The following is an 18,677-nucleotide window of genomic DNA, read 5'->3' as shown; positions in this document are numbered from 1 at the left end:
ACGCCCAGCGAAATGCGCTCTAACGATAATAATAGCCCGCATTTATTAGAGCGCACTAGCTCTAGCGTTAAGTTAAATCGAAGCGTGAAGGCCAACTGCTTAACATCTTGCTCAAAAAGCAGACACAAACATTACTGATATGAGCGTTAGCGTCGTTAGTAGGGTTGAGCGAGCGTATACAAGGCCGCATAAAAAAATGGACCGAAGAGGAACTAACCAAATCATATAAGTGAAACAAAAGACAGACAGTGTTTGAAGAAGGCTTCAACATTGCCTGCCATACATAAAGCTTACTAATAAGTCGGTTCAACTCAAAGAGCGATTAGATACATGCGATATATAACGCCTCAATTTCTTTTGGCGTTGGTTGACGAGGGTTACCGCCTAAGCATGGATCAGCCAATACTTTGTCTATCCAGTTTTTGCAATCATCATGGCTAATACCTAAGGTTTTAAATCCTTCTGGGATGCCAACGCGCTTAGATAATTGGCGAATTAAATCAACGGCTAATTCTGCTGCTTCTTTATCGTTTAAACCTTCTGTCTTCCCACCCATTACCTGTGCAATATCACGGAATCTCTCAGGATGCTCTTCTGCGTTAAACCCACATACTTCTGGTAGCAAAATCGCGTTGCACACACCGTGAGGTAGGTTATGTGTCGCACCCGGCTGATGAGCCATTGCATGTACTAAGCCTAAACCGGCACTATTGAACGCCATTCCCGCTAAAAACTGTGCGTTAGCCAATTCTTCACGCGCTTTGATGTTTTGACCATCTTCAACCGCTACGGGTAGCCACTGGGTAATGAGGCGAATCGCCTCTAACGCCGTTGGTTTAGTCAGGGTGTGAGCACCTGGTGTCACGTACGCTTCTACCGCATGAGTTAGTGCGTCCATACCGGTAGCTGCCGTGACATGACTAGGTAAATTAATCATCAAAGTAGGGTCATTCACCGCGATATCGGGAATTTGCTTAGAGTCAATAATGACCATCTTCACTTGTCTTTCTTCATCAGTAATGACTGAGTTTGATGTCATTTCCGCTGCAGTGCCCGCCGTCGTATTGATCGCAATGAAGAAATCGCCCTCACACTTTACCTTGCCGATACCGTCAAAATCGACAATATCGCCAACATTAGATGCCACAATACGAATGGCTTTCGCACAATCTACCGGGCTACCACCACCAACCGCGATAAAGCAATCACACCCAGTATCGACATACGTTTCCAAACCTTCGCGCACAAGCGATGCCGTCGGGTTAGGTGTCACACGGTCAAACAACACATAGTCGATCGCAGCTTTATCTAACAGAGCAATCAGATGATCTAAGATTCCCAGTTCTACAAGATTTGCATCGGTCACGATCAATGCTCGCTGAATTGGCTGCTGGCTCAACGTAGAAATCGCGTCATCAACAGCGCCGACGCCTGCGTAACTCAGTTTTGGTAGGTTTAATGCAAAGGCCATTTTATTTACTCCTTATTACTTCTCAACTCGTAAGCCATATGACTTGAATTTTTCCAGCACCACCTGCATAGACTCATCATCCAACGTTGGTACTTCTGGGTTAACCGCGAGAGCTTTGAGGTAAAGCTCTGCCAATACTTCGACTTCATGCGCTAACCAAAGCGCTTTGTCTAAGTTCACTTCCCCTGCGATCAAGCCATGGTGTTGAAGCAAGATTGCTTTGCTTTTTGAGATGCCTTCTTCCACGTACTTCGCTAACTGAGGACTGCCAAATGTCGCGTAAGGTACACAAGGAATTTCAGTCGTTCCCGATGCTGCGATCATGTAGTGAATAGCAGGGATTGGTTTATTCAAGATAGAGACCGTTGCAGAATTGATCGCGTGGTTATGTACCACGGCATTTATATCTGGGCGATGTTGATAGCAAGTTAGGTGGAACAACCATTCAGAAGAAGGAAGTTTACCCTCTTCAAAGGTGCCATCTTCCGCAACATAGACAATTTGCTCAGGCGTCAGTTGTTCGTAAGGAATGCCCGTTGGGGTGATTAACATGCCGTTATCAAAGCGGACACTGACGTTACCTGCGGTACCTTGGTTTAGACCTAAACGGGTCATTTCGATACAAGTATCGATAATGTGTTGGGAAAGCTCTATTCTGTTCATTTTGTTAATCCTTAAATTTAAATGCTGGATAAGCCTTTTATGAGAGTGTCGCCGGTTGAGTCGGCGAAAGTGCAGGATGACTACCTCTAAGCATGGCTGTGCTCCCGTTTTATTTGATTTAAGACTGCCGTTGCTTCTGGATAGATCACACGCAATTTAGGACGCATGTTGTGTTGAGATTCATCGACAGAGCGGTAAAAGCCCACGCCATAAAATGCGAACATCGCTGCTCCAATTACCGTCGCTTCGGCCTGCTCTACGATATGAAGTGGTCGCTGTAACGCATTAGCACGAAGCTGATTCCAAAGCGGATTTTTGGTGCCACCACCCACAACAACGATTGGCTCGTCGCTCAATTGGCATAATTGATTCAGGTAAAGAAAACGTTGTTTAAGCTGTTGGCTTAATCCTTCAAATACCGCTCGGGCAATTTGGCCTCGCGAAGTGTGAATAGAAAGGCCTTCTATTGATCCTTGACCAATACCACTTTCATCAACTGATAAAGTTGGTTTAAACACCACCCCACCAGCACCTGGCCCGGCGGCTTCAGCTTCATTAACCATGGTGGTGTACAAATCGTTTGAGTGTTTTTCTGCACTGTAAAATTGCGTCACAACCCATTCAACGACGGCGCTAGAGAGCCACTGTATCGCTGGGTTATATAAGCCTTTCAATGCATCGAGCTCTACGGTCACCCCATTATCCAACGCTTGTTGATTGAGTGCGGGACGCAGGCTGCGCGCCATTAAGATTTCCCAGGTGCCTGAGCTCAAAAACGCTTGGTTTTCTTTCGCTCCCGAGCCCACTAAAGCAAACTGAGTGTCGTGACCTGCGGAAATCACGGGTGTCCCACTAACAAGCCCTATTTGTTTGGCGATGTTTTCCGAAACATATCCCACCTTTTCACCGGCCATCACAAGCCTTGGGAAATGATCCGATGTCAATCCTAGGTAATTTAGCGCTTTAGCATTCCAGCTACAGGTTTCCACACTGGTCAGCATGGATGTGCCAGCCATTGTGTAATCGGTGGTCATTTCGCCAGTTAACCTGTGAGTGATCATCGATGAAATGAAGACAAATTTATCCATCTTTGCGTACACTTCAGGCTCGTTTTCTTTAAGCCAACGCAATTTGTAAAGCGTATTAAAACTGTAGTCTCCAATGCCGTTGCTTCGGTAGAGTTCCAGACGATCAACCTCATCTTCTACCGCTTTCATTACGGGTATGGTTCTCGGACACTTCCAAGAGATAATTGGGTAAATCTGATTTCCATCACTATCAAACGGAGCACCATCAACACCAAATGTTGTTACGGTCACAGCCAGAACATTTTTCGCTCCGACTTGAGCCACGACATGCCGACCACACTCAAGGATCTTTTGCCAGATGTCTTCGAAATCCCACAGGTGATAACTTGGGTTTTGCGCATCACATTTGGTCGAGTTTTTTATGAAATGAGACGCGACGATGACGCCTTTTTGGTCAATTGCAATGGCACGCAAGTTGGTCGCACCGCAATCTAAAACAATCACTACAGACATGGGGGCTCCTGAAGGGGGCGGGAATCACCCCGCCCGAGAAGATTACTTGTATAAAGGACCAAAGTTTGCGCAAGCACGGTAGTCTTGACCTTCTTTGTCCTGACCAAATGCCGTCCATGTGTGAGGGCGGAAAATGTCTTGCTCGTCAACGTTGTGCATTGACACTGGAATACGCAACATAGAAGCAAGCGTGATCAAGTCAGCCCCAACGTGACCGTAAGAGATAACACAGTGGTTCGCACCCCAGTTCGCCATGACTGAATACACATCTTTAAACGCGCCTTCACCAGTCAGGCGTGGAGCAAACCAAGTGGTTGGCCATGTTGGGTTTGTGCGCTCATTAAGCGTTTCATGCACCTCTGCAGGTAACGTCACCGAATGACCTTCTGCGATTTGCAGTACTGGGCCAATGCCCTTAATGATGTTGATACGATGCATCGTAAATGGCATACCACCATGAGTCAGGAAGTTCGATGAGAAACCACCGCCACGGAAATATTCAACATCGGCAGGTGGCCACTGGGTCGCAGCCAGACACGCTTCTGCATCTTGTGCATTCATATTCCAATGCGATTTAAATACAGGTTGACCTTGCTCATCACGAGCTTCCCCACAGCCATCCAGAGCCGCTGAACCTGAGTTAATAAGGTGAATCAATCCAGACTCAGGGCGGTAACCACTAACGCGCTCTACTGAATCTTGAGACCAGTAAGTGCGCACGTCACAGAATACTTGCGCTTGGCCTGTCAGCATTTTTCCGAACAGCATATTTACGCCGTTCAAGCAGTCGTTTTCTGTCGCAATAGCAAACGGTTCGCGGATGCCGTTCCAGTCAAATGACGAGTTGAGGACCGCTTCACTAAAGTCACCATTTGGTAAGTGATCTGTCCAATGACGTTGACCCTGGAAGCCGCCGGCAACAGCGTTGTGTCCCATCGCCTCTTCCGCATAACCCATTTCTGCGAGTTTCGGGTTACCAATCATCAGATCGCGCATGATCATCGTCATCTTAACCACGGTTTCCCAATCTTCGGTTTTACGCTCTTCGGTCATTGGAACTCGGTTGTAATCTTTACCTTCTTTGCAATGTTCTTTTGTCCACGACAACGCCAGTTCAAACTCTTCTTTATCGAAGATTTCGCGGTCGAGACGACGTTTAATTTCAGTCATATCAACATACTCGTTGCGCATGCCTAAGTAATGTTGGAAGAACGGTTGGTCTACGATAGAACCCGCAATCCCCATTGAGACTGAGCCCATAGATAAGTAGGATTTACCGCGAATAGCAGCGACCGTTAAACCTGCGCGGCAGAAACGAAGGATCTTATCCTGAACATCGCTAGGAATAGACGTGTCATCTTTATCCTGAACTTCTTCGCCATAGATAGAAAACGCGGGTAAACCAAGTTGAGAGTGACCTGCCATTGCTGCGGCTAGATATACAGCCCCAGGACGTTCGGTACCGTTGAAGCCCCAAATGGCTTTTGGCAGATGTGGATCCATATCCAGCGTTTGAGTACCGTAACACCAGCAAGGGGTAACGGTAATAGATACGCCAACGTTCTCACGCTTGAATTTTTCTGCACAAGCTGATGCTTCAGCTACACCGCCAATGGTCGTATCGGCAATAACACATTCAACCGCTTCACCGCTAACGTGACGTACATTTTCAGTAATAAACTTGGCTAGGTTGTTAGCCATGTTCATTGTTTGATCTTCAAGAGATTCACGAACCCCAAGACGACGACCATCGATTGTTGGACGAATACCGATTTTTACTAAGTTTTTCATTTTCGATTCTCTATTTCACACTAACGAGAGATTATTTTTGAATTTGGTAGCCTTTAAGGCCAAATAAGACTAAGTAGACAAAGCCAATTAACGGGATAATGAACGCAGTCTTAATATCCTTCGATTTATATAGATTTAGTTATTACTTGGTTTGTATATTTTTTAGACTTTATTGGATTGGTGGATGATAAAACGTCCGTCATTTTAACTTTCTTCAAGTGTCACTATCCCTCCCGAGAAACAGGAACAGCTTTTACATTATGTAAAATTAATTAGAACTGTGTATTAACATCAGCATTCGATATTACAATATCTATTTCATCGAAGTTGCAGACCTTTAATAGACTTTTTTTCTTATACTTGCTCTTATCCGCTAAGAGGATTACTTTTTCTGACACGTTGATGAACATTTTCTTTATTTCATAGTTGTATTCATTAGAGTCCCACACACCGGATAACTCATCGAAACCAACACATGATATAACACTGACATCAAGTGACATTTCAGCTAAGGTTTTTCTCGTAATAAGCCCATAAAACGCTTTGTACTTTTCAGAGAAAGAACCACCTAAACTAATTATTGAGATATTATTTTTACCACTTAACACATTTATATTGTTAATGGAGTTGGTGACGACTGTGCATCTCATATTAGGTAGTGCTTGAGCGACAAGCCAGCTAGAAGAACTTGCGTCTAAACCAATAACTGAACCTTCGTAAATATTGGAAATGACTTGATCGACTAAATCCATTTTGTCGTTAACATTGCGATTCGCCCTGTTGTTGAAAGACGTTCCTTCATCTTTATAGTTTTTACCTATTGCTCCACCATGAACTCGTATCAGCTCCCCTTTCTCATCCAGAACTTTAAGGTCTCTGCGTATCGTCTCAACCGAAACATCAAGGTCATTAGCCAAATCCGTCACAAATGCCTTTCCGGACTTGTTAACAACATTCAAAATGTAATTGGTTCTAGATATCGACTTCATTGGTTATCTTCTGCATTTCCTTTACATGCCGCAGATAATAACTTTTAGCTCATTCAAATGTTAGGCAATGCTCATGTGATTTTTGGAAATTTTAAATAAGTTGACCGAAATATAGAACGACACCACAAAAAAACGGGCAATTCCCCAGATAAACGGGCATAAGAAACAATATTTTAAAGTAATAATCACAATTGGTATATATCAGTCAAAAACGGGCACTGGCAGGAAATAACGATTTAGAATAGATTGAATGATAGATATAATGTGATATGACTCGAATATTAATTATTTTTTATTGTACTTATATTTAAATTACATTCGGTATGTATCTAACCACTTGTTTAAAACTAATTCTAATCAAAAAAGAAAAACAAATAACCTCTGATAATCAGAGCAGTAGTAATGACATGGTTTACCGTGATTATTTTGGGTTTCGCCACATTCGATAACCACTTTTCCTCATGGCTTTGCCTAATAAATGTGCAGCAACAGGTGCGGTAAGGAAAATAAACAACATGGTACCCACAGCGCGGGAGATCACCGTGGCATCAGGAATAGCGATGGCAACCGCCAAAAGCAATGATGCCACACCAACCGTACCCGCTTTTGTTGCCGCGTGCATCCGAGTGTATAGATCCGGCATTCGGACCACTCCCAAGCTGGCGATCAGAAAGAATAAGGTACCAATGCACAACAAAAGACCAACGATCACTTCCATTACTCTCCCCCTTTTCGCTTTGCTATCATTCGAGCAAATGCGATGGTGCCGAGAAACGCCACTAAACCAAGTGTGATAGCGATATCTAACAACGTCTCTTGACCACTATCCAGGGTATAAACGGCAATGAATCCAATCGTGACAAACGAGATAAGATCCAATGAGACGACTCTATCTGCCAACGTGGGTCCCAGAACCAAACGTACCAACGCCATAACTACGCTTAGCAACAACCCACCGTAAGCAAAGAAAATACTGAACTGCAGCCAACTATCCACGCGTCACCTCCAATATTCGTCTCTCTAAGCCTCCTTTGATGCCTTGAATCACTTTGTCGTGCTCTGGAGTAAACATGGCATGCACAATCAGATGCTTTTTGTCAGGTGTCACGTCCAAACTTAGCGTACCTGGCGTTAACGAAACCATATTCGCAAGCAGCGTGATTTCTATATCTGATTTCGCATCAAGTGGTACGTAAATGATGTCGGGTTGGCTTAGATGTGTTGGCGTTAGCACATCCCACATCACCCGAGCGGCAGACATGAGCAACTCGAAACAGAAATAGCTCACTAGCCGCAAAAGTGAAATGAAAACCTGAAAGTAACGACTTTTCGTTCTGAAAGGTTGGCTGAGCTTCAAAACGAGAAACCCAGCGATAAAGCCAAATATAAAGTTGAGACTGGTATAGGTGCCGTTTAGAAGCATCCAAGCCAGTGCGAGAAAGAGGTTGAGAAAAAAGTAAATCATTGTCCACCTCCCAATACTGCCTGAATATATTCTTTCGGCTCCAGCAGTTGCAACGCAGCCTGCATGGCAAATTGATAAAATGGCTCGGCAACCAGACCGATGATCAAACTCATCGCCGTTAAGGTAACAATAGGAATACAGTACAAGTACGTGGTCGACTTAGTCATTATTTGTGCGTTAGCATCACTTGGCTGCTTCTTCCAGAACACCGCATTCCAAATTTTGCTCATAGAAAAAACCGTCAACAATCCCACCAGCAAGGCGGTTGCTGCAAGCCAATAGCCCTCTATTTGCAAACTCGCTTTAATCACTAAGAACTTGCCCCAAAAACCGGAAAGTGGCGGAAAGCCAGCCAAAGAAAATGCAGTAATGAAAAACAACAAGGCCAACCAAGGCATAGCTTTATACACACCACCTAATTGCTTCAGTTGACTGGTTCCGTATTTCCGTTCGACGAAGCCTCCAATTAAGAACAGGTTCGCCTTCACTAAAATATGATGAACGATATAGAAAATAGCCCCAGCGACTGCCAACGGCGTATAGACGGCGAGCCCCATAATCATGTAACCAATCTGGCTGATAATATGAAATGAAAGGACTTTCTTTATATCGTAATGACTTGCTGCCCCTAATACCCCCGTCAACATTGTCAAACAAGCCATCCACATCAAGGTAGATTGCCAGCCACTTTCTGCCAATGGAAATACCAGTGTAAATACACGTAATAATGAGTAAACACCGACTTTAGTCAGTAAAGCAGCAAACAGTGCAACCACGCCGCTCGGTAGCGTGTGATAAGACGCAGGAAGCCAGGCAAACAAGGGAAACAACGCCGCTTTGATAGAAAAAGCAAATAAGAAAAAACCTGCGAGCAAGGTTTTCGTGTCGGATGGTATCAAAGCCGCTTTAGTATGAAGATCCGCGAGATTTAGCGTTCCGGTAGCGCCATATAACAAACCTATCGCGAGCAGAAAAAACAGCGTCGAGATCAGGTTCAAAATCACGTATTTCACAGCACCATCAATCTGAGTTTTGTTGGCATCCAAGACCATCAGACCGAAGGAGGCAATCAGCATCACTTCAAACCAAACATAGAGATTGAAAATGTCGCCAGTCAGAAATGCCCCGTAAACGCCCGCAAGCAAAACATGCATCAACGCGTGATATATCCCGTATGATGGTTTGTTGCGAATATCTCCAACCGCATAAAGCACACAGATGAGACCAATCACCGCCGTAACCATAACCATAGCTACAGTGAACAGATCTGCTACAAACACAACGCCGAAAGGAGCGAACCATTGGCCAAATGCTACCGCGACAGGCCCATGCTGTATCACATCACTGGTAAGAAAAGCAGCGACACACACCGTTAAAAGCGCACTCGCGCCACTGATGCGCTCAGCAAGACAGATGTTACGTTTAGCGATAAACACAGCCACCGCAGTCAAGAGTGAAATCACGATAGGTAACGTTAGCCAAATCGTCGTCATTCCTCCCCCTCTTCTGATCGTCGCATATCATCAACGTCTGCCGAGCCTTTTTCTGAATAAGCGCGATAGAACAACAAAAGTGCAAAAACCAGCAAACCAAAACCAATCACGATTGCCGTCAAAATCAGTGCCTGAGGTAACGGGTTAGCGGCACCATTTGGTGGCAGTTGTGCGCCTGACTCGATAAGAGCGGGGACGCCAATAGTTAAGCGTCCGGCCGTCAATATAGCCAGATTCACAGCACTGCTTAGTAAAATCAGACCAAACAGTATTTTCAATATATGCCGTTCAAGTAACAGATAAATACCCGCTGCAACAAATACACCGACCACCAGACTCCATAGTACTTCCATCAGTCGAGCACCTCATTCACATGTAACAGCAAGCCCATCACGCCGCCAATAATGGCGAAATAAATGCCCACATCGAAGAGCAGCGGAGTCCCTAGCGGGAGAATATCCTTCCACCACAATCCGGTCAGGAAAGGTAACTCCAGTACCACTCCTAATAGCCCTGCCATAAAGCTGAGCGAGATACCGAACATCGCAATACTTAATGGTGAATAGTACAAACGGTCCCTTACGTACTTGGGCGACTCTGCATACATCATGAGCGCAAACCCTATCACCGCAATGAGTGCACCAATAAACCCACCTCCAGGTTCGTTGTGCCCGCGCAGTAGCAAATACAGAGAAAACAGCAACATCAATGTAAAGACAATGTGAGCCGTGGTGGAAAAGATCATTGAATGGACAGGAGGATGCTTGTGATTTGGGGTGGTAAGTAGACTGGTCGCTGCAATGCCCGCCATCACGACCACAATCACCTCACCTAACGTATCGATGGCACGAAAATCTACCAGAATGACATTGACAACATTGCGCCCGTACCCTTCAGGTAGACTATTCTGGAGAAAGAAATCAGCTAACTGGGGATCTAACGGTTGAGAAGTGATATTGATGAGAGCAACGCTAACAGAAAACCCGACTATTCCAGCAATAATCGCGTGTAACAGACGACGCCGTTTAGAGTGATTACGCACAGTGGTCAATTTAGGCATGTGGCGCATCAGCAAGACTAAAAAGACCACCATCAGTGTTTCTACTAACAACAAAGTCTGTGCAACATCGGGCGCGCTGTACAACATAAACACGAGTGTTGTCATAAAGCCCACCACGCTAAGGGCTGACACCGATAACAAACGTGACTTAGAAATCGTACATACCGACACCGCTGCCACAAGTAACAGAGCAATCACTATTTCGTAGAAATTGATAGCAAACAGCTCGGTAAAACGCGCGGTTGAAATATCTAATGGACGACTGATCAGCACGACGGCTAGAACGAGGCTAAACATAAGCACATAATTGCTCAGCCTTTTTTGCTGAATCCATTGTGTCTGCCACTTAGCAAACCGTATGACACCGCTGACAATTTTATTAAACACCTTCTCCGCAGTAGGAACGATAAACGCGCTTTTATACCACTTGGCAACCCTCTGCGAGTAAAGCGCGTAAACCACCCACCCCAACCCCAATGTAATAAGGCTCAATAACAACGGGAAGTTGACTCCGTGCCATAACATAGTGGCCACTGGTTCTGAGGCAGGAAGGCTGGTCAAAACACCGGGAATAATGACATTATGATTTATCCAACTTAGCCCCAACACTGGCGTGATCAATCCGCCAACGGACAGCAGCATCGGTGGTATCCATAGTCCTTTGAGTGACTCGATCTTTTTCGCCGGAGTGGGCTCAAATTGAGAATGAGCAAAGAATGGTTTGTAGATTAATGCGATCGTCACCGCCACCATGATTACATTGACAGCGACGAATAAACCGATAATCACACTGCTAACCTCAAGGCCCGATTTGTACATGTATTCTTTGCTCAAAAAGCCAAGGAGCGGTGGTACCCCCGCTTTAGACAGCGCCGCCAACGTCGCAGCCGCTAAACTTAAAGAAAGCACGGCTTTCAGTCCATTCAGCTTGGTTACATCTCTTGTGCCAGTTGCTTTATCAATATTTCCGACCACCATGAACAGGGCCGCTTTGTAAAAAGAATGCGCCAGGATAAACAAGAGTGCGGCGGCCAGTGCGAGCTCCGTTCCCATGCCAATTAGCATAACGAGCTTACCCAAAGCCACATTGGTGCTGTACGCGAGCATTAACTTCAAATCCGTCTGTTTTAAAGCCAATAATCCACACCAGATGGCCGTAAACCCACCAGCAATACTTAACGTGTAAAACCAAATATCACTGTGTGAGTAGGCAGGAGACAGCCGCGCCAGTAGATACACGCCCGCTTTTACCATAGTGGCGGAGTGCAGATAAGCGCTCACTGGCGTGGGTGCTGCCATCGCATTTGGCAACCAAAAGTGAAATGGAAACTGTGCGGACTTAGTGAAGGCACCAAGGAGAATCAATATAAGGGAAGGCAAAAACCATTTGTGAGACGCAATTTGTGTCGATTGTTGAACAATAGTACTAATCTCATAACTTCCGGCGATTTGTCCTAATAAAATCAGCCCAGCCAACAGAGCCAATCCTCCAGCCCCAGTGACCAAAAGAGACTGTAACGCCTTTTCACGTGACACCTCTTTCTCATGATTAAAGCCGATCAGTAAATACGAGGTGATGGTCGTCAGTTCCCAAAAAACAAACAGCAACAGAACATTGTCGTTCGTGACAATGCCTAACATGGAAAGCATGAACAACGTCAGATAGACATGAAAAGAAACACGCGCTGGATGGCTGCGCATGTATGCAAGCGAATAGACTTGTATCAGTGCACCGATCCCACAGATCAAACACACAAATAGGAATGACAAACCATCAAGACGAAAACTTAAATTGACATCAAGACCCGGTACCCAACTGCCCTGCCAACTCACGCCTTCGGGGCGATACCAACTCATAACAACGAGCAAGATTAAGATCGGCATCAAAGGAAATAGCATCAAAAGCGGGTTATGCTTTTTTGATGGGTGAACCTGATTTCTACCGTTAACGTTATTCAATGTCGCCATCCATACTTTAAATGTGTTCGACACAATCAAGTTGCTTGACTACTCACGACATCAAAGCTTTATCGACCTCTAAAAATTCAAACCGGTTGAGGATAGAATGCAGTCCGAGCAATTCAGGTGAACGGACTGGATGGAACTAAGCGATGAACAAAACTCATGAACATCAAGCTACGATTGTCTACTTCAAAAATAGACTTAGATTGCTATTAATTCGAACTACTTAGTGTCGGGAACAACGTAACTACGCGTATCGCTGAATGGATTTGTGTGGTTTAACGTTGCGGTATAGTCGTCCTGCGGTATGTTGAGCGGATCATAACAACAATCTCCGATATCATTTCTCGGACATATAAAAATGTGCGCACGTTCAACCATCTCGGTTTGGCAGATGGGACAAAAAGCTTTCATATCATCCTCCTTTAAGCACTTAAAGCTTCGTGGTAACAACGTAGACGTTAGCAATTCTCCTTGATGTTTTAATGAATATTGAGTTACTTAATCGGTGAAACAAATCCTTCCGGTTTCATCGCAACTAACGAGCAACTGATGGATTGCAGGATATTTTCTGCGGTATTACCAATGACGAACCCAGATATGCCGGTACGAGCAAGCGTGCCCATAACAAGCACATCAATTTCTAGCTCATCAACACAATCAGGAATCTGGTCATCCGGTTTTCCGTGAAGAAGGTGAAGCACCATTTCACCAGAAATACCAGACTCTTCAATGAGACTTTGCAATGCTTGCTTATGCTTCACTTTGGCGTGGGAAACTTCATTCTCCAGTTCGGTCTCATCGACTTGTATCCAAGCATTGTCGTCTAAATAGTTCTCCAAGTAGTATTCCCAGCAAGAAATAATATGGAGCCGACTGTCACACGTGTCAGCGATCGAACGGGACAGCGCTAATAATCGTATTGACATAGCGTGTTGCTCGTCACTGATCCTCATTGGATCAATCGCCACCGCAATACGTCGTTTGTTTCTCGGCTTGTTGATTGGTCGATGTAACCAAACCGCACACGGACATTTTCGCAGTAGCGTCATATCAAGAGCTTTAAAACCTTCTGACCCTTCATCAATAGGTTCAGCCTCTTTGATGATCAAATCATGCTCATGAGCAATGGCTTCTTGAATAATACAAACAGCGGGTTGCACGCTGCTTTTAACAGAAAGAGGAAACGGCACTTGCTCTTTAGAGGCACCATATTCGATGCGTAAGGCTTCTACCCTTGCCAGTAAAGAATCATACAGAGACTGCTCATACCTTTGCTGATATTGAACCAAGTGGCTCGGAAAGTCAGGACAAGCAATAAGACCAGACACTTGAACGTGATCATTGGATGCGATTCTAATGGCTTGCCCTAGCGCGTCACTATGCCCAGGAAGTCCTTGGGTCGCAAAAAGAATGTTCTCAAACCTTTTCATATACGCCTCCTTGGTTGATTAAATCTTAACCAATGGGTGCTTTTTTTCTAGTTAACGATTGTAACGACGAGTAAATATAAACATCCATTCCACCGTTGAGCCTAGTACAGGCTTGTATTCCATGTGTTACGTTTTTTAGAAGAAAGAACATACTTGGATATCTTAACCACAAAAGCGCGGCTCAATACCTTTATGAACACAATGATCACTATACAATCATTCCTATGCCAAGTAACATGTGTCGCAGTAACTCTTTCGGTAAATTTATTGCGACCGCCGAATGCCTTCTTACATTCGCTCTCTTGTTAGCAAAGAATGGTAAAGAGGCTTGGGGAAAGAAAATAAATTTATTAAAAACAATTAGATAGAAAATCAAGATGTTTCAAGATAACCCGCTATTAGCCCAACTTAAGCAGCAAATCCAAGAAAACCTTCCTAAAAAAGAAGGGTCAATCAAAGCAACAGATAAAGGCTTTGGTTTCCTTGAAGTGGACAGCAAAACCAGTTTCTTCATTCCACCTGCGTACATGAAAAAGTGCATTCATGGCGATAAAGTAGTCGCCATTATTCGTACAGAGAATGAACGTGAAGTTGCAGAGCCACAAGAGCTGCTAGAACAGTCACTTACTCGCTTTATTGGCCGTGTAAAAATGTTCAAAGGTAAGCTGAATGTTGTTCCTGACCACCCTCAACTGAAAAAGTTGTCGTTGAAAGCAAAACTAAAGAAAGGCCAAAAGCCAGATAACTTCAATGAAGGTGATTGGGTTGTCGGCCATCTTATTCGCCACCCTCTTAAAGGTGACAACTCTTTCTTCGTGGAAATCTCTGAAAAAATCACGGATGCTGACGATAAGATCGCACCATGGTGGGTAACCTTGGCACAAAACGATCTTCCAAACTCTGAGCCTGCTGGTATTGAGAACTGGGAGTTAAAAGACGACGCAGAATTAGACCGCGTTGATTTAACTCACGTTCCATTCGTAACTATCGATGGCGAGTCCACCAAAGATATGGACGATGCGCTGCATGCAAAGAAAACAGAGTCTGGTGATTTTGAACTGACCATCGCGATTGCCGATCCTACCGCATACATTACGCCAGAAGATGAAATGGACAAAGTCGCTCGTGAGCGTGGCTACACGATCTACTTGCCAGGGCGCAACATCCCAATGCTGCCTCGCGATCTTGCTGATGACCTATGTTCTCTTATCGAAGGTGAAACTCGCCCTGCCCTTTGCTGTACCGTAAGCGTAAGTAAAGATGGTGTGATTGGTGATAACATCAACTTCTTTGCTGCGAACATTAAGTCTCACGCTCGTCTTGCTTATGACCACGTATCAGACTGGATCGAAAATGGCAGCTCTGATAAATGGCAGCCATCGGAAGATATCGCAACTATCGTACGTGACCTGTACGACTTCTCCGTTGCTCGTGCCGACTGGCGTGAAAAAAATGCGGTTGTATTCCCGGATCGTCCGGACTACCGTTTCGAACTAAGCGAAGACAATGACGTTATTGCCATTCATGCAGACATGCGTCGCAGTGCAAACCGTCTTGTAGAAGAGTCGATGATCACAGCGAACATCTGTGCTGGCCGCACGCTTCGCGATAAGTTTGAAACTGGCGTGTTCAACACTCACTCTGGTCTCAAAGCAGAGAAGATTGAAGAAGTTGTGCAATTAGTTGACCCAGAAGGTACACATGGCTTCACAGCGGACACTATCGCGACACTGGAAGGCTTTGCAGCATTACGTCGTTGGTTGTCTACTCAGGAAACTTCATACTTGGATAACCGCATCCGCAAGTTCCAGGCGTACAGTGAAGTCGGCAATCAGCCACTTCCTCACTACGCGATGGGCCTAGATATTTACGCGACTTGGACATCTCCAATTCGTAAATACGGCGATATGATCAACCACCGTATGCTAAAAGCGGTGATTCTTGACAAAGAACCGGTTCAAAAGCCAGATGATCAAGTCGGTGAAGAGCTGGCATTACACCGTAAGCACCACAAAATTGCGGAGCGCAATGTGTCTGACTGGCTTTACGCTCGTACTCTTGCTGAGGAGCCAAGCAAACAAACTCGCTACATCGGTGAAATTTTCGATATCAATCGTGCTGGTGCGCGTGTTCGCCTGCTTGAAAACGGCGCCGCAGCGTTTATTCCTGGCTCACTCATTGTTGACAATAAAGAACGCATTGAGTGCAACGGTGACAACGGTACTATCTCCATCGATAAAGAAGTGGTGTACAAGCTGGGCGATACGCTAGAAGTTGTCTTGGCAGATGTGAACCAGGAAAACCGCAGTTTAGTTGCTAAACCGACGCAAGTGTTCGCTGAGCCGCCAAAAGCACAGACGGAACAAACGGTTGAATAACACTGAATAAACCGAAACGAAAAAGGCGCTATCAAAGCGCCTTTTTTAATGTTCAGCGGAAAAAATATTTAAAACACTACTCCCAGAAACACGCCTGAGGGTCGCTTTCTAGTTCACCCAGTAACACTTCAAGGGACTGGCTGTATGGCAGAGTTTCATAAGGTACCCATTTCAAGTCACCGGTTTGGTAACTCGGCACATAAAAACGCCAAAGTTGCGTTTGCACATCAAACAAAATTTTTGCTACTGGAGACGTATATTCACTGTGCTGTGAATCTAGCAGGAAATGTGCGCGATGAAGCTCCACACCATTTTCTACAGGTTCATACAAACACTTGCCCTGCTCTACGGGTAAATTCGCATTACGGGCAGAACAGAGTGAATGAACTAACTTGTATAAACGGCTGGTTGCCATTTGAGACACTGACATGAAAGATCTCCTGATAGGTAGTTCTTAGTATACACCTTACCCCAACGAAAAGAGGCACTCTAGCCCTTTTGTTTCTTCACGCGCGAGTGAGTAACATCTGATGTTCGCAAAAATAAAGCGCATTGAAAAGAAGGCATTTCCCTACTTCTGGACCGGTAAATTCACAAAAGTGTAACCTCAACGAAATATCATGTGCGCTGCTTGATACCATTTTTTGGAGTTTAATATGTTACGTTTTACTGTGGCGACTCTGCTAGCCATGGCCATCGCTCTTCCTTCCGCTATGGCGAAAGAGGTGAATATCTCTGGCTCGACTTCCGTTGCTCGCGTTATGGATGTTCTTGCCGAGAAATATAATAAAACGCACCCTGATGACTACATCGCTGTCCAAGGCATTGGCTCGAGTGCGGGCATCACCATGGTGAACAAAGGTGTGGTTAAAATTGGGATGAGCTCTCGATACCTGACAGAAAGCGAAAAAGGAGAAGACCTAAACGTTATTCCAATCGCTTATGATGGTTTGGCAATCGTGGTAAACCGTGCAAACTCTATAGCAAACCTGTCTCAACAGCAGGTATTTGATATTTACAAAGGTAAAATTAAAAACTGGAAAGAAGTCGGTGGTGACGATCAACCAATCGCAGTTGTGACTCGTGAAGCATCTTCAGGCTCACGTTACAGTTTCGAAAGCCTAATGGGTCTTACCAAAATCGTAAACGACCGTTTAGTGTCTGATATCAGCCCTAATAATCTGGTAGTAAACAGCAACAGCATGGTGAAAACGATCGTAAACCATAACACGCGTGCAATTGGGTTTATTTCGGTAGGCTCGGTCGACCGCTCAGTGAAAGCTATCCAGTTTGAAGGTATTGAGCCAACCTCTGAAAACATCGCGAACCACAAATACACGTTGGCGCGACCTTTCTTAGTTCTATACAAAGTTGACGCACTGGACCAAGCAGGTAAAGATTTCATGGCATTTTTGAAATCAGAAGAAGGCCAACAAGCCGTGGCTGAATACGGCTACACGCCTGTGAAAAAGTTTGATCAATAGATAATCACTAAATAAAAAGAGAGCATTAATATGCTCTCTTTTTTTGTTCTTTCTGTTGTTTAGAAATGCAGTTGAATAACAGAAACGACAACCGCTCCCGGACGACGGATACCTTCAATTTCCACTTTGATTTCACGCTCAATCTCAAGGCCTTTCTTAATTGGCGTTACTTTGGTCAGTGTACTTACAGCACGAACGTTGTTGCCCGCTTTTACTGGATAAGGGAAACGAACCTGGTTCAGACCAAGATTGACAACTAACTTCGCCGTCGGGAACAATGGCTTGTCTGGATCAACCGAGTCTGTCAGCTTTGGTAGCAACGCCAAAGTCAGGAACCCATGGGCAATAGTCGTCTTAAACGGTGACTCTGCAGATGCACGCTCAGGATCAGTATGAATCCACTGCATATCTTCAGTGACTGCACCGAACTGATTAATGCGCTCTTGAGACACATGTACCCAATCACCAACGTGAATGACTTCACCGACTTTCTCACTGAGCTCTTGGTATAACTTTTGAGCTTCCGGTGCCATGACGATTGGTTCAGGTTGAGGCGCAACTTCTTCGTTAATCGCCGGCTGCTGGTGATCGCGCACTTTCGAGAATAAGAAACTGTGCTGGGCTCTATCCAAAAAGTCACTCCAATAATCGCGTAGCGTTGGAGACATCCAATTCATAAACTCGGATTGATGTGCAGAAATCGCATCAACTTTGTCTTTAAATAGATTTGTGACCTTCATAAACACCCTTAGAAATTTAAGCTCAACTGGCTATACCAGTTAATTTTGAATTAGTTCACAAACTGATGCAAACACTTTCGGGCGAACACATGTATACTCAAAGGTGATTATTTCTTTATTTTCATAAAGATAGCAATAAAACACCATTTTATTGAAAAGTAGTGAGATAAAGTAAAAACTCTATAAAATGCCCCATTTTAATAGAAA

Annotated in this window: 17 protein-coding genes; 2 read left to right on the top strand and 15 right to left on the bottom strand. The window is 44.7% G+C overall.

All coding sequences use genetic code 11. The annotated features are described in order from the left end of the window. Positions 1–322 precede the first annotated feature (322 nt). The 13 genes from fucO to DBX26_RS24205 form a co-directional block, all read right to left on the bottom strand. Positions 323–1,471, bottom strand: coding sequence for a lactaldehyde reductase (fucO, locus tag DBX26_RS24265; RefSeq protein WP_118121156.1), 1,149 nt, complete (start codon positions 1,469–1,471; stop codon positions 323–325). 15 nt (positions 1,472–1,486) lie between these two features. Next, entirely contained in the window at positions 1,487–2,134 is a 648-nt protein-coding gene (gene fucA, locus DBX26_RS24260) for an L-fuculose-phosphate aldolase (RefSeq protein ID WP_065298411.1), read from the bottom strand. Positions 2,135–2,220: 86 nt separating this feature from the next. Beyond that, complete coding sequence (fucK, locus tag DBX26_RS24255) at positions 2,221–3,675, bottom strand: L-fuculokinase (RefSeq protein ID WP_118121155.1); 1,455 nt, start codon at positions 3,673–3,675, stop codon at positions 2,221–2,223. Positions 3,676–3,717: 42 nt separating this feature from the next. Beyond that, complete coding sequence (gene fucI, locus DBX26_RS24250; protein WP_118121154.1) at positions 3,718–5,466, bottom strand: L-fucose isomerase; 1,749 nt, start codon at positions 5,464–5,466, stop codon at positions 3,718–3,720. Between the two features lie 272 nt (positions 5,467–5,738). Next, on the bottom strand, positions 5,739–6,455 hold the full coding sequence (locus DBX26_RS24245) for a DeoR/GlpR family DNA-binding transcription regulator (protein ID WP_118121153.1): 717 nt from the start codon (positions 6,453–6,455) through the stop codon (positions 5,739–5,741). Between the two features lie 421 nt (positions 6,456–6,876). After that, the gene (gene mnhG, locus DBX26_RS24240; RefSeq protein WP_020336031.1) at positions 6,877–7,173 is read right to left on the bottom strand and encodes a monovalent cation/H(+) antiporter subunit G; all 297 of its coding nucleotides are present in this window, start codon (positions 7,171–7,173) and stop codon (positions 6,877–6,879) included. Next, positions 7,173–7,451, bottom strand: coding sequence for a cation:proton antiporter (locus tag DBX26_RS24235; RefSeq protein WP_014234491.1), 279 nt, complete (start codon positions 7,449–7,451; stop codon positions 7,173–7,175). The genes mnhG and DBX26_RS24235 overlap by 1 nt, the downstream gene beginning before the upstream one ends. Further along, a complete protein-coding gene (locus tag DBX26_RS24230) occupies positions 7,444–7,920 on the bottom strand; it encodes a Na+/H+ antiporter subunit E (protein ID WP_118121152.1) in 477 nt (158 codons plus the stop codon). Before DBX26_RS24230 ends, DBX26_RS24235 begins: the two co-directional genes overlap by 8 nt. After that, positions 7,917–9,413, bottom strand: a complete 1,497-nt coding sequence (locus DBX26_RS24225; RefSeq protein WP_118121151.1) for a proton-conducting transporter membrane subunit — start codon at positions 9,411–9,413, stop codon at positions 7,917–7,919. The genes DBX26_RS24230 and DBX26_RS24225 overlap by 4 nt, the downstream gene beginning before the upstream one ends. Continuing rightward, complete coding sequence (locus tag DBX26_RS24220) at positions 9,410–9,766, bottom strand: Na+/H+ antiporter subunit C (RefSeq protein WP_118121150.1); 357 nt, start codon at positions 9,764–9,766, stop codon at positions 9,410–9,412. The genes DBX26_RS24225 and DBX26_RS24220 overlap by 4 nt, the downstream gene beginning before the upstream one ends. Further along, on the bottom strand, positions 9,766–12,372 hold the full coding sequence (gene mbhE / locus DBX26_RS24215) for a hydrogen gas-evolving membrane-bound hydrogenase subunit E (protein WP_162889784.1): 2,607 nt from the start codon (positions 12,370–12,372) through the stop codon (positions 9,766–9,768). Before mbhE ends, DBX26_RS24220 begins: the two co-directional genes overlap by 1 nt. Positions 12,373–12,657: 285 nt before the next feature. Further along, positions 12,658–12,849 carry a hypothetical protein gene (locus DBX26_RS25705; protein ID WP_118121148.1) on the bottom strand — a complete coding sequence of 64 codons (192 nt, stop codon included), beginning with the start codon at positions 12,847–12,849 and terminating at the stop codon, positions 12,658–12,660. A gap of 83 nt (positions 12,850–12,932) precedes the next feature. After that, the gene (locus tag DBX26_RS24205) at positions 12,933–13,868 is read right to left on the bottom strand and encodes a universal stress protein (protein WP_118121147.1); all 936 of its coding nucleotides are present in this window, start codon (positions 13,866–13,868) and stop codon (positions 12,933–12,935) included. A 377-nt stretch (positions 13,869–14,245) separates the two neighbouring features. Here DBX26_RS24205 and rnb point away from each other — a divergent pair, with 377 nt between their 5' ends. Continuing rightward, entirely contained in the window at positions 14,246–16,246 is a 2,001-nt protein-coding gene (rnb, locus tag DBX26_RS24200; protein WP_014234497.1) for an exoribonuclease II, read from the top strand. A gap of 76 nt (positions 16,247–16,322) precedes the next feature. Here rnb and DBX26_RS24195 read toward each other — a convergent pair whose 3' ends face one another. Next, on the bottom strand, positions 16,323–16,676 hold the full coding sequence (locus tag DBX26_RS24195; RefSeq protein WP_014234498.1) for a DUF3024 domain-containing protein: 354 nt from the start codon (positions 16,674–16,676) through the stop codon (positions 16,323–16,325). A 226-nt stretch (positions 16,677–16,902) separates the two neighbouring features. Between DBX26_RS24195 and DBX26_RS24190 the strand changes: the two genes are divergently transcribed. Next, positions 16,903–17,730: a phosphate ABC transporter substrate-binding protein gene (locus DBX26_RS24190; protein WP_118121146.1), complete on the top strand. Its 828-nt coding sequence runs from the start codon at positions 16,903–16,905 to the stop codon at positions 17,728–17,730. Positions 17,731–17,789: 59 nt separating this feature from the next. Here the strand turns inward: DBX26_RS24190 and DBX26_RS24185 are convergent, their stop codons facing one another. Beyond that, positions 17,790–18,470 carry a MaoC family dehydratase gene (locus tag DBX26_RS24185; RefSeq protein WP_014234500.1) on the bottom strand — a complete coding sequence of 227 codons (681 nt, stop codon included), beginning with the start codon at positions 18,468–18,470 and terminating at the stop codon, positions 17,790–17,792. Positions 18,471–18,677: the final 207 nt, after the last annotated feature.

The sequence above is a fragment of the Vibrio sp. dhg genome, assembly GCF_003443775.1.
In the GTDB taxonomy this organism is placed as follows: Bacteria; Pseudomonadota; Gammaproteobacteria; order Enterobacterales; family Vibrionaceae; genus Vibrio; species Vibrio natriegens.
Note: the sequence above shows the minus strand (reverse complement) of the source record. Positions and strands in the feature narration are given on the sequence as shown.

What these genes read in the sequence shown, in the direction of transcription:
- DBX26_RS24185 (WP_014234500.1), bottom strand. Translation starts at nt 18,470, where the DNA reads ATGAAGGTCACAAATCTATTTAAAGACAAAGTTGATGCGATTTCTGCA.
- fucI (WP_118121154.1), bottom strand. Translation starts at nt 5,466, where the DNA reads ATGAAAAACTTAGTAAAAATCGGTATTCGTCCAACAATCGATGGTCGT.
- DBX26_RS24245 (WP_118121153.1), bottom strand. Translation starts at nt 6,455, where the DNA reads ATGAAGTCGATATCTAGAACCAATTACATTTTGAATGTTGTTAACAAG.
- DBX26_RS24190 (WP_118121146.1), top strand. Translation starts at nt 16,903, where the DNA reads ATGTTACGTTTTACTGTGGCGACTCTGCTAGCCATGGCCATCGCTCTT.
- DBX26_RS24220 (WP_118121150.1), bottom strand. Translation starts at nt 9,766, where the DNA reads ATGGAAGTACTATGGAGTCTGGTGGTCGGTGTATTTGTTGCAGCGGGT.
- mbhE (WP_162889784.1), bottom strand. Translation starts at nt 12,372, where the DNA reads ATGCTATTTCCTTTGATGCCGATCTTAATCTTGCTCGTTGTTATGAGT.
- fucA (WP_065298411.1), bottom strand. Translation starts at nt 2,134, where the DNA reads ATGAACAGAATAGAGCTTTCCCAACACATTATCGATACTTGTATCGAA.
- DBX26_RS24230 (WP_118121152.1), bottom strand. Translation starts at nt 7,920, where the DNA reads ATGATTTACTTTTTTCTCAACCTCTTTCTCGCACTGGCTTGGATGCTT.
- DBX26_RS24195 (WP_014234498.1), bottom strand. Translation starts at nt 16,676, where the DNA reads ATGTCAGTGTCTCAAATGGCAACCAGCCGTTTATACAAGTTAGTTCAT.
- DBX26_RS24225 (WP_118121151.1), bottom strand. Translation starts at nt 9,413, where the DNA reads ATGACGACGATTTGGCTAACGTTACCTATCGTGATTTCACTCTTGACT.
- rnb (WP_014234497.1), top strand. Translation starts at nt 14,246, where the DNA reads ATGTTTCAAGATAACCCGCTATTAGCCCAACTTAAGCAGCAAATCCAA.
- fucK (WP_118121155.1), bottom strand. Translation starts at nt 3,675, where the DNA reads ATGTCTGTAGTGATTGTTTTAGATTGCGGTGCGACCAACTTGCGTGCC.
- DBX26_RS24205 (WP_118121147.1), bottom strand. Translation starts at nt 13,868, where the DNA reads ATGAAAAGGTTTGAGAACATTCTTTTTGCGACCCAAGGACTTCCTGGG.
- fucO (WP_118121156.1), bottom strand. Translation starts at nt 1,471, where the DNA reads ATGGCCTTTGCATTAAACCTACCAAAACTGAGTTACGCAGGCGTCGGC.
- mnhG (WP_020336031.1), bottom strand. Translation starts at nt 7,173, where the DNA reads ATGGAAGTGATCGTTGGTCTTTTGTTGTGCATTGGTACCTTATTCTTT.
- DBX26_RS25705 (WP_118121148.1), bottom strand. Translation starts at nt 12,849, where the DNA reads ATGAAAGCTTTTTGTCCCATCTGCCAAACCGAGATGGTTGAACGTGCG.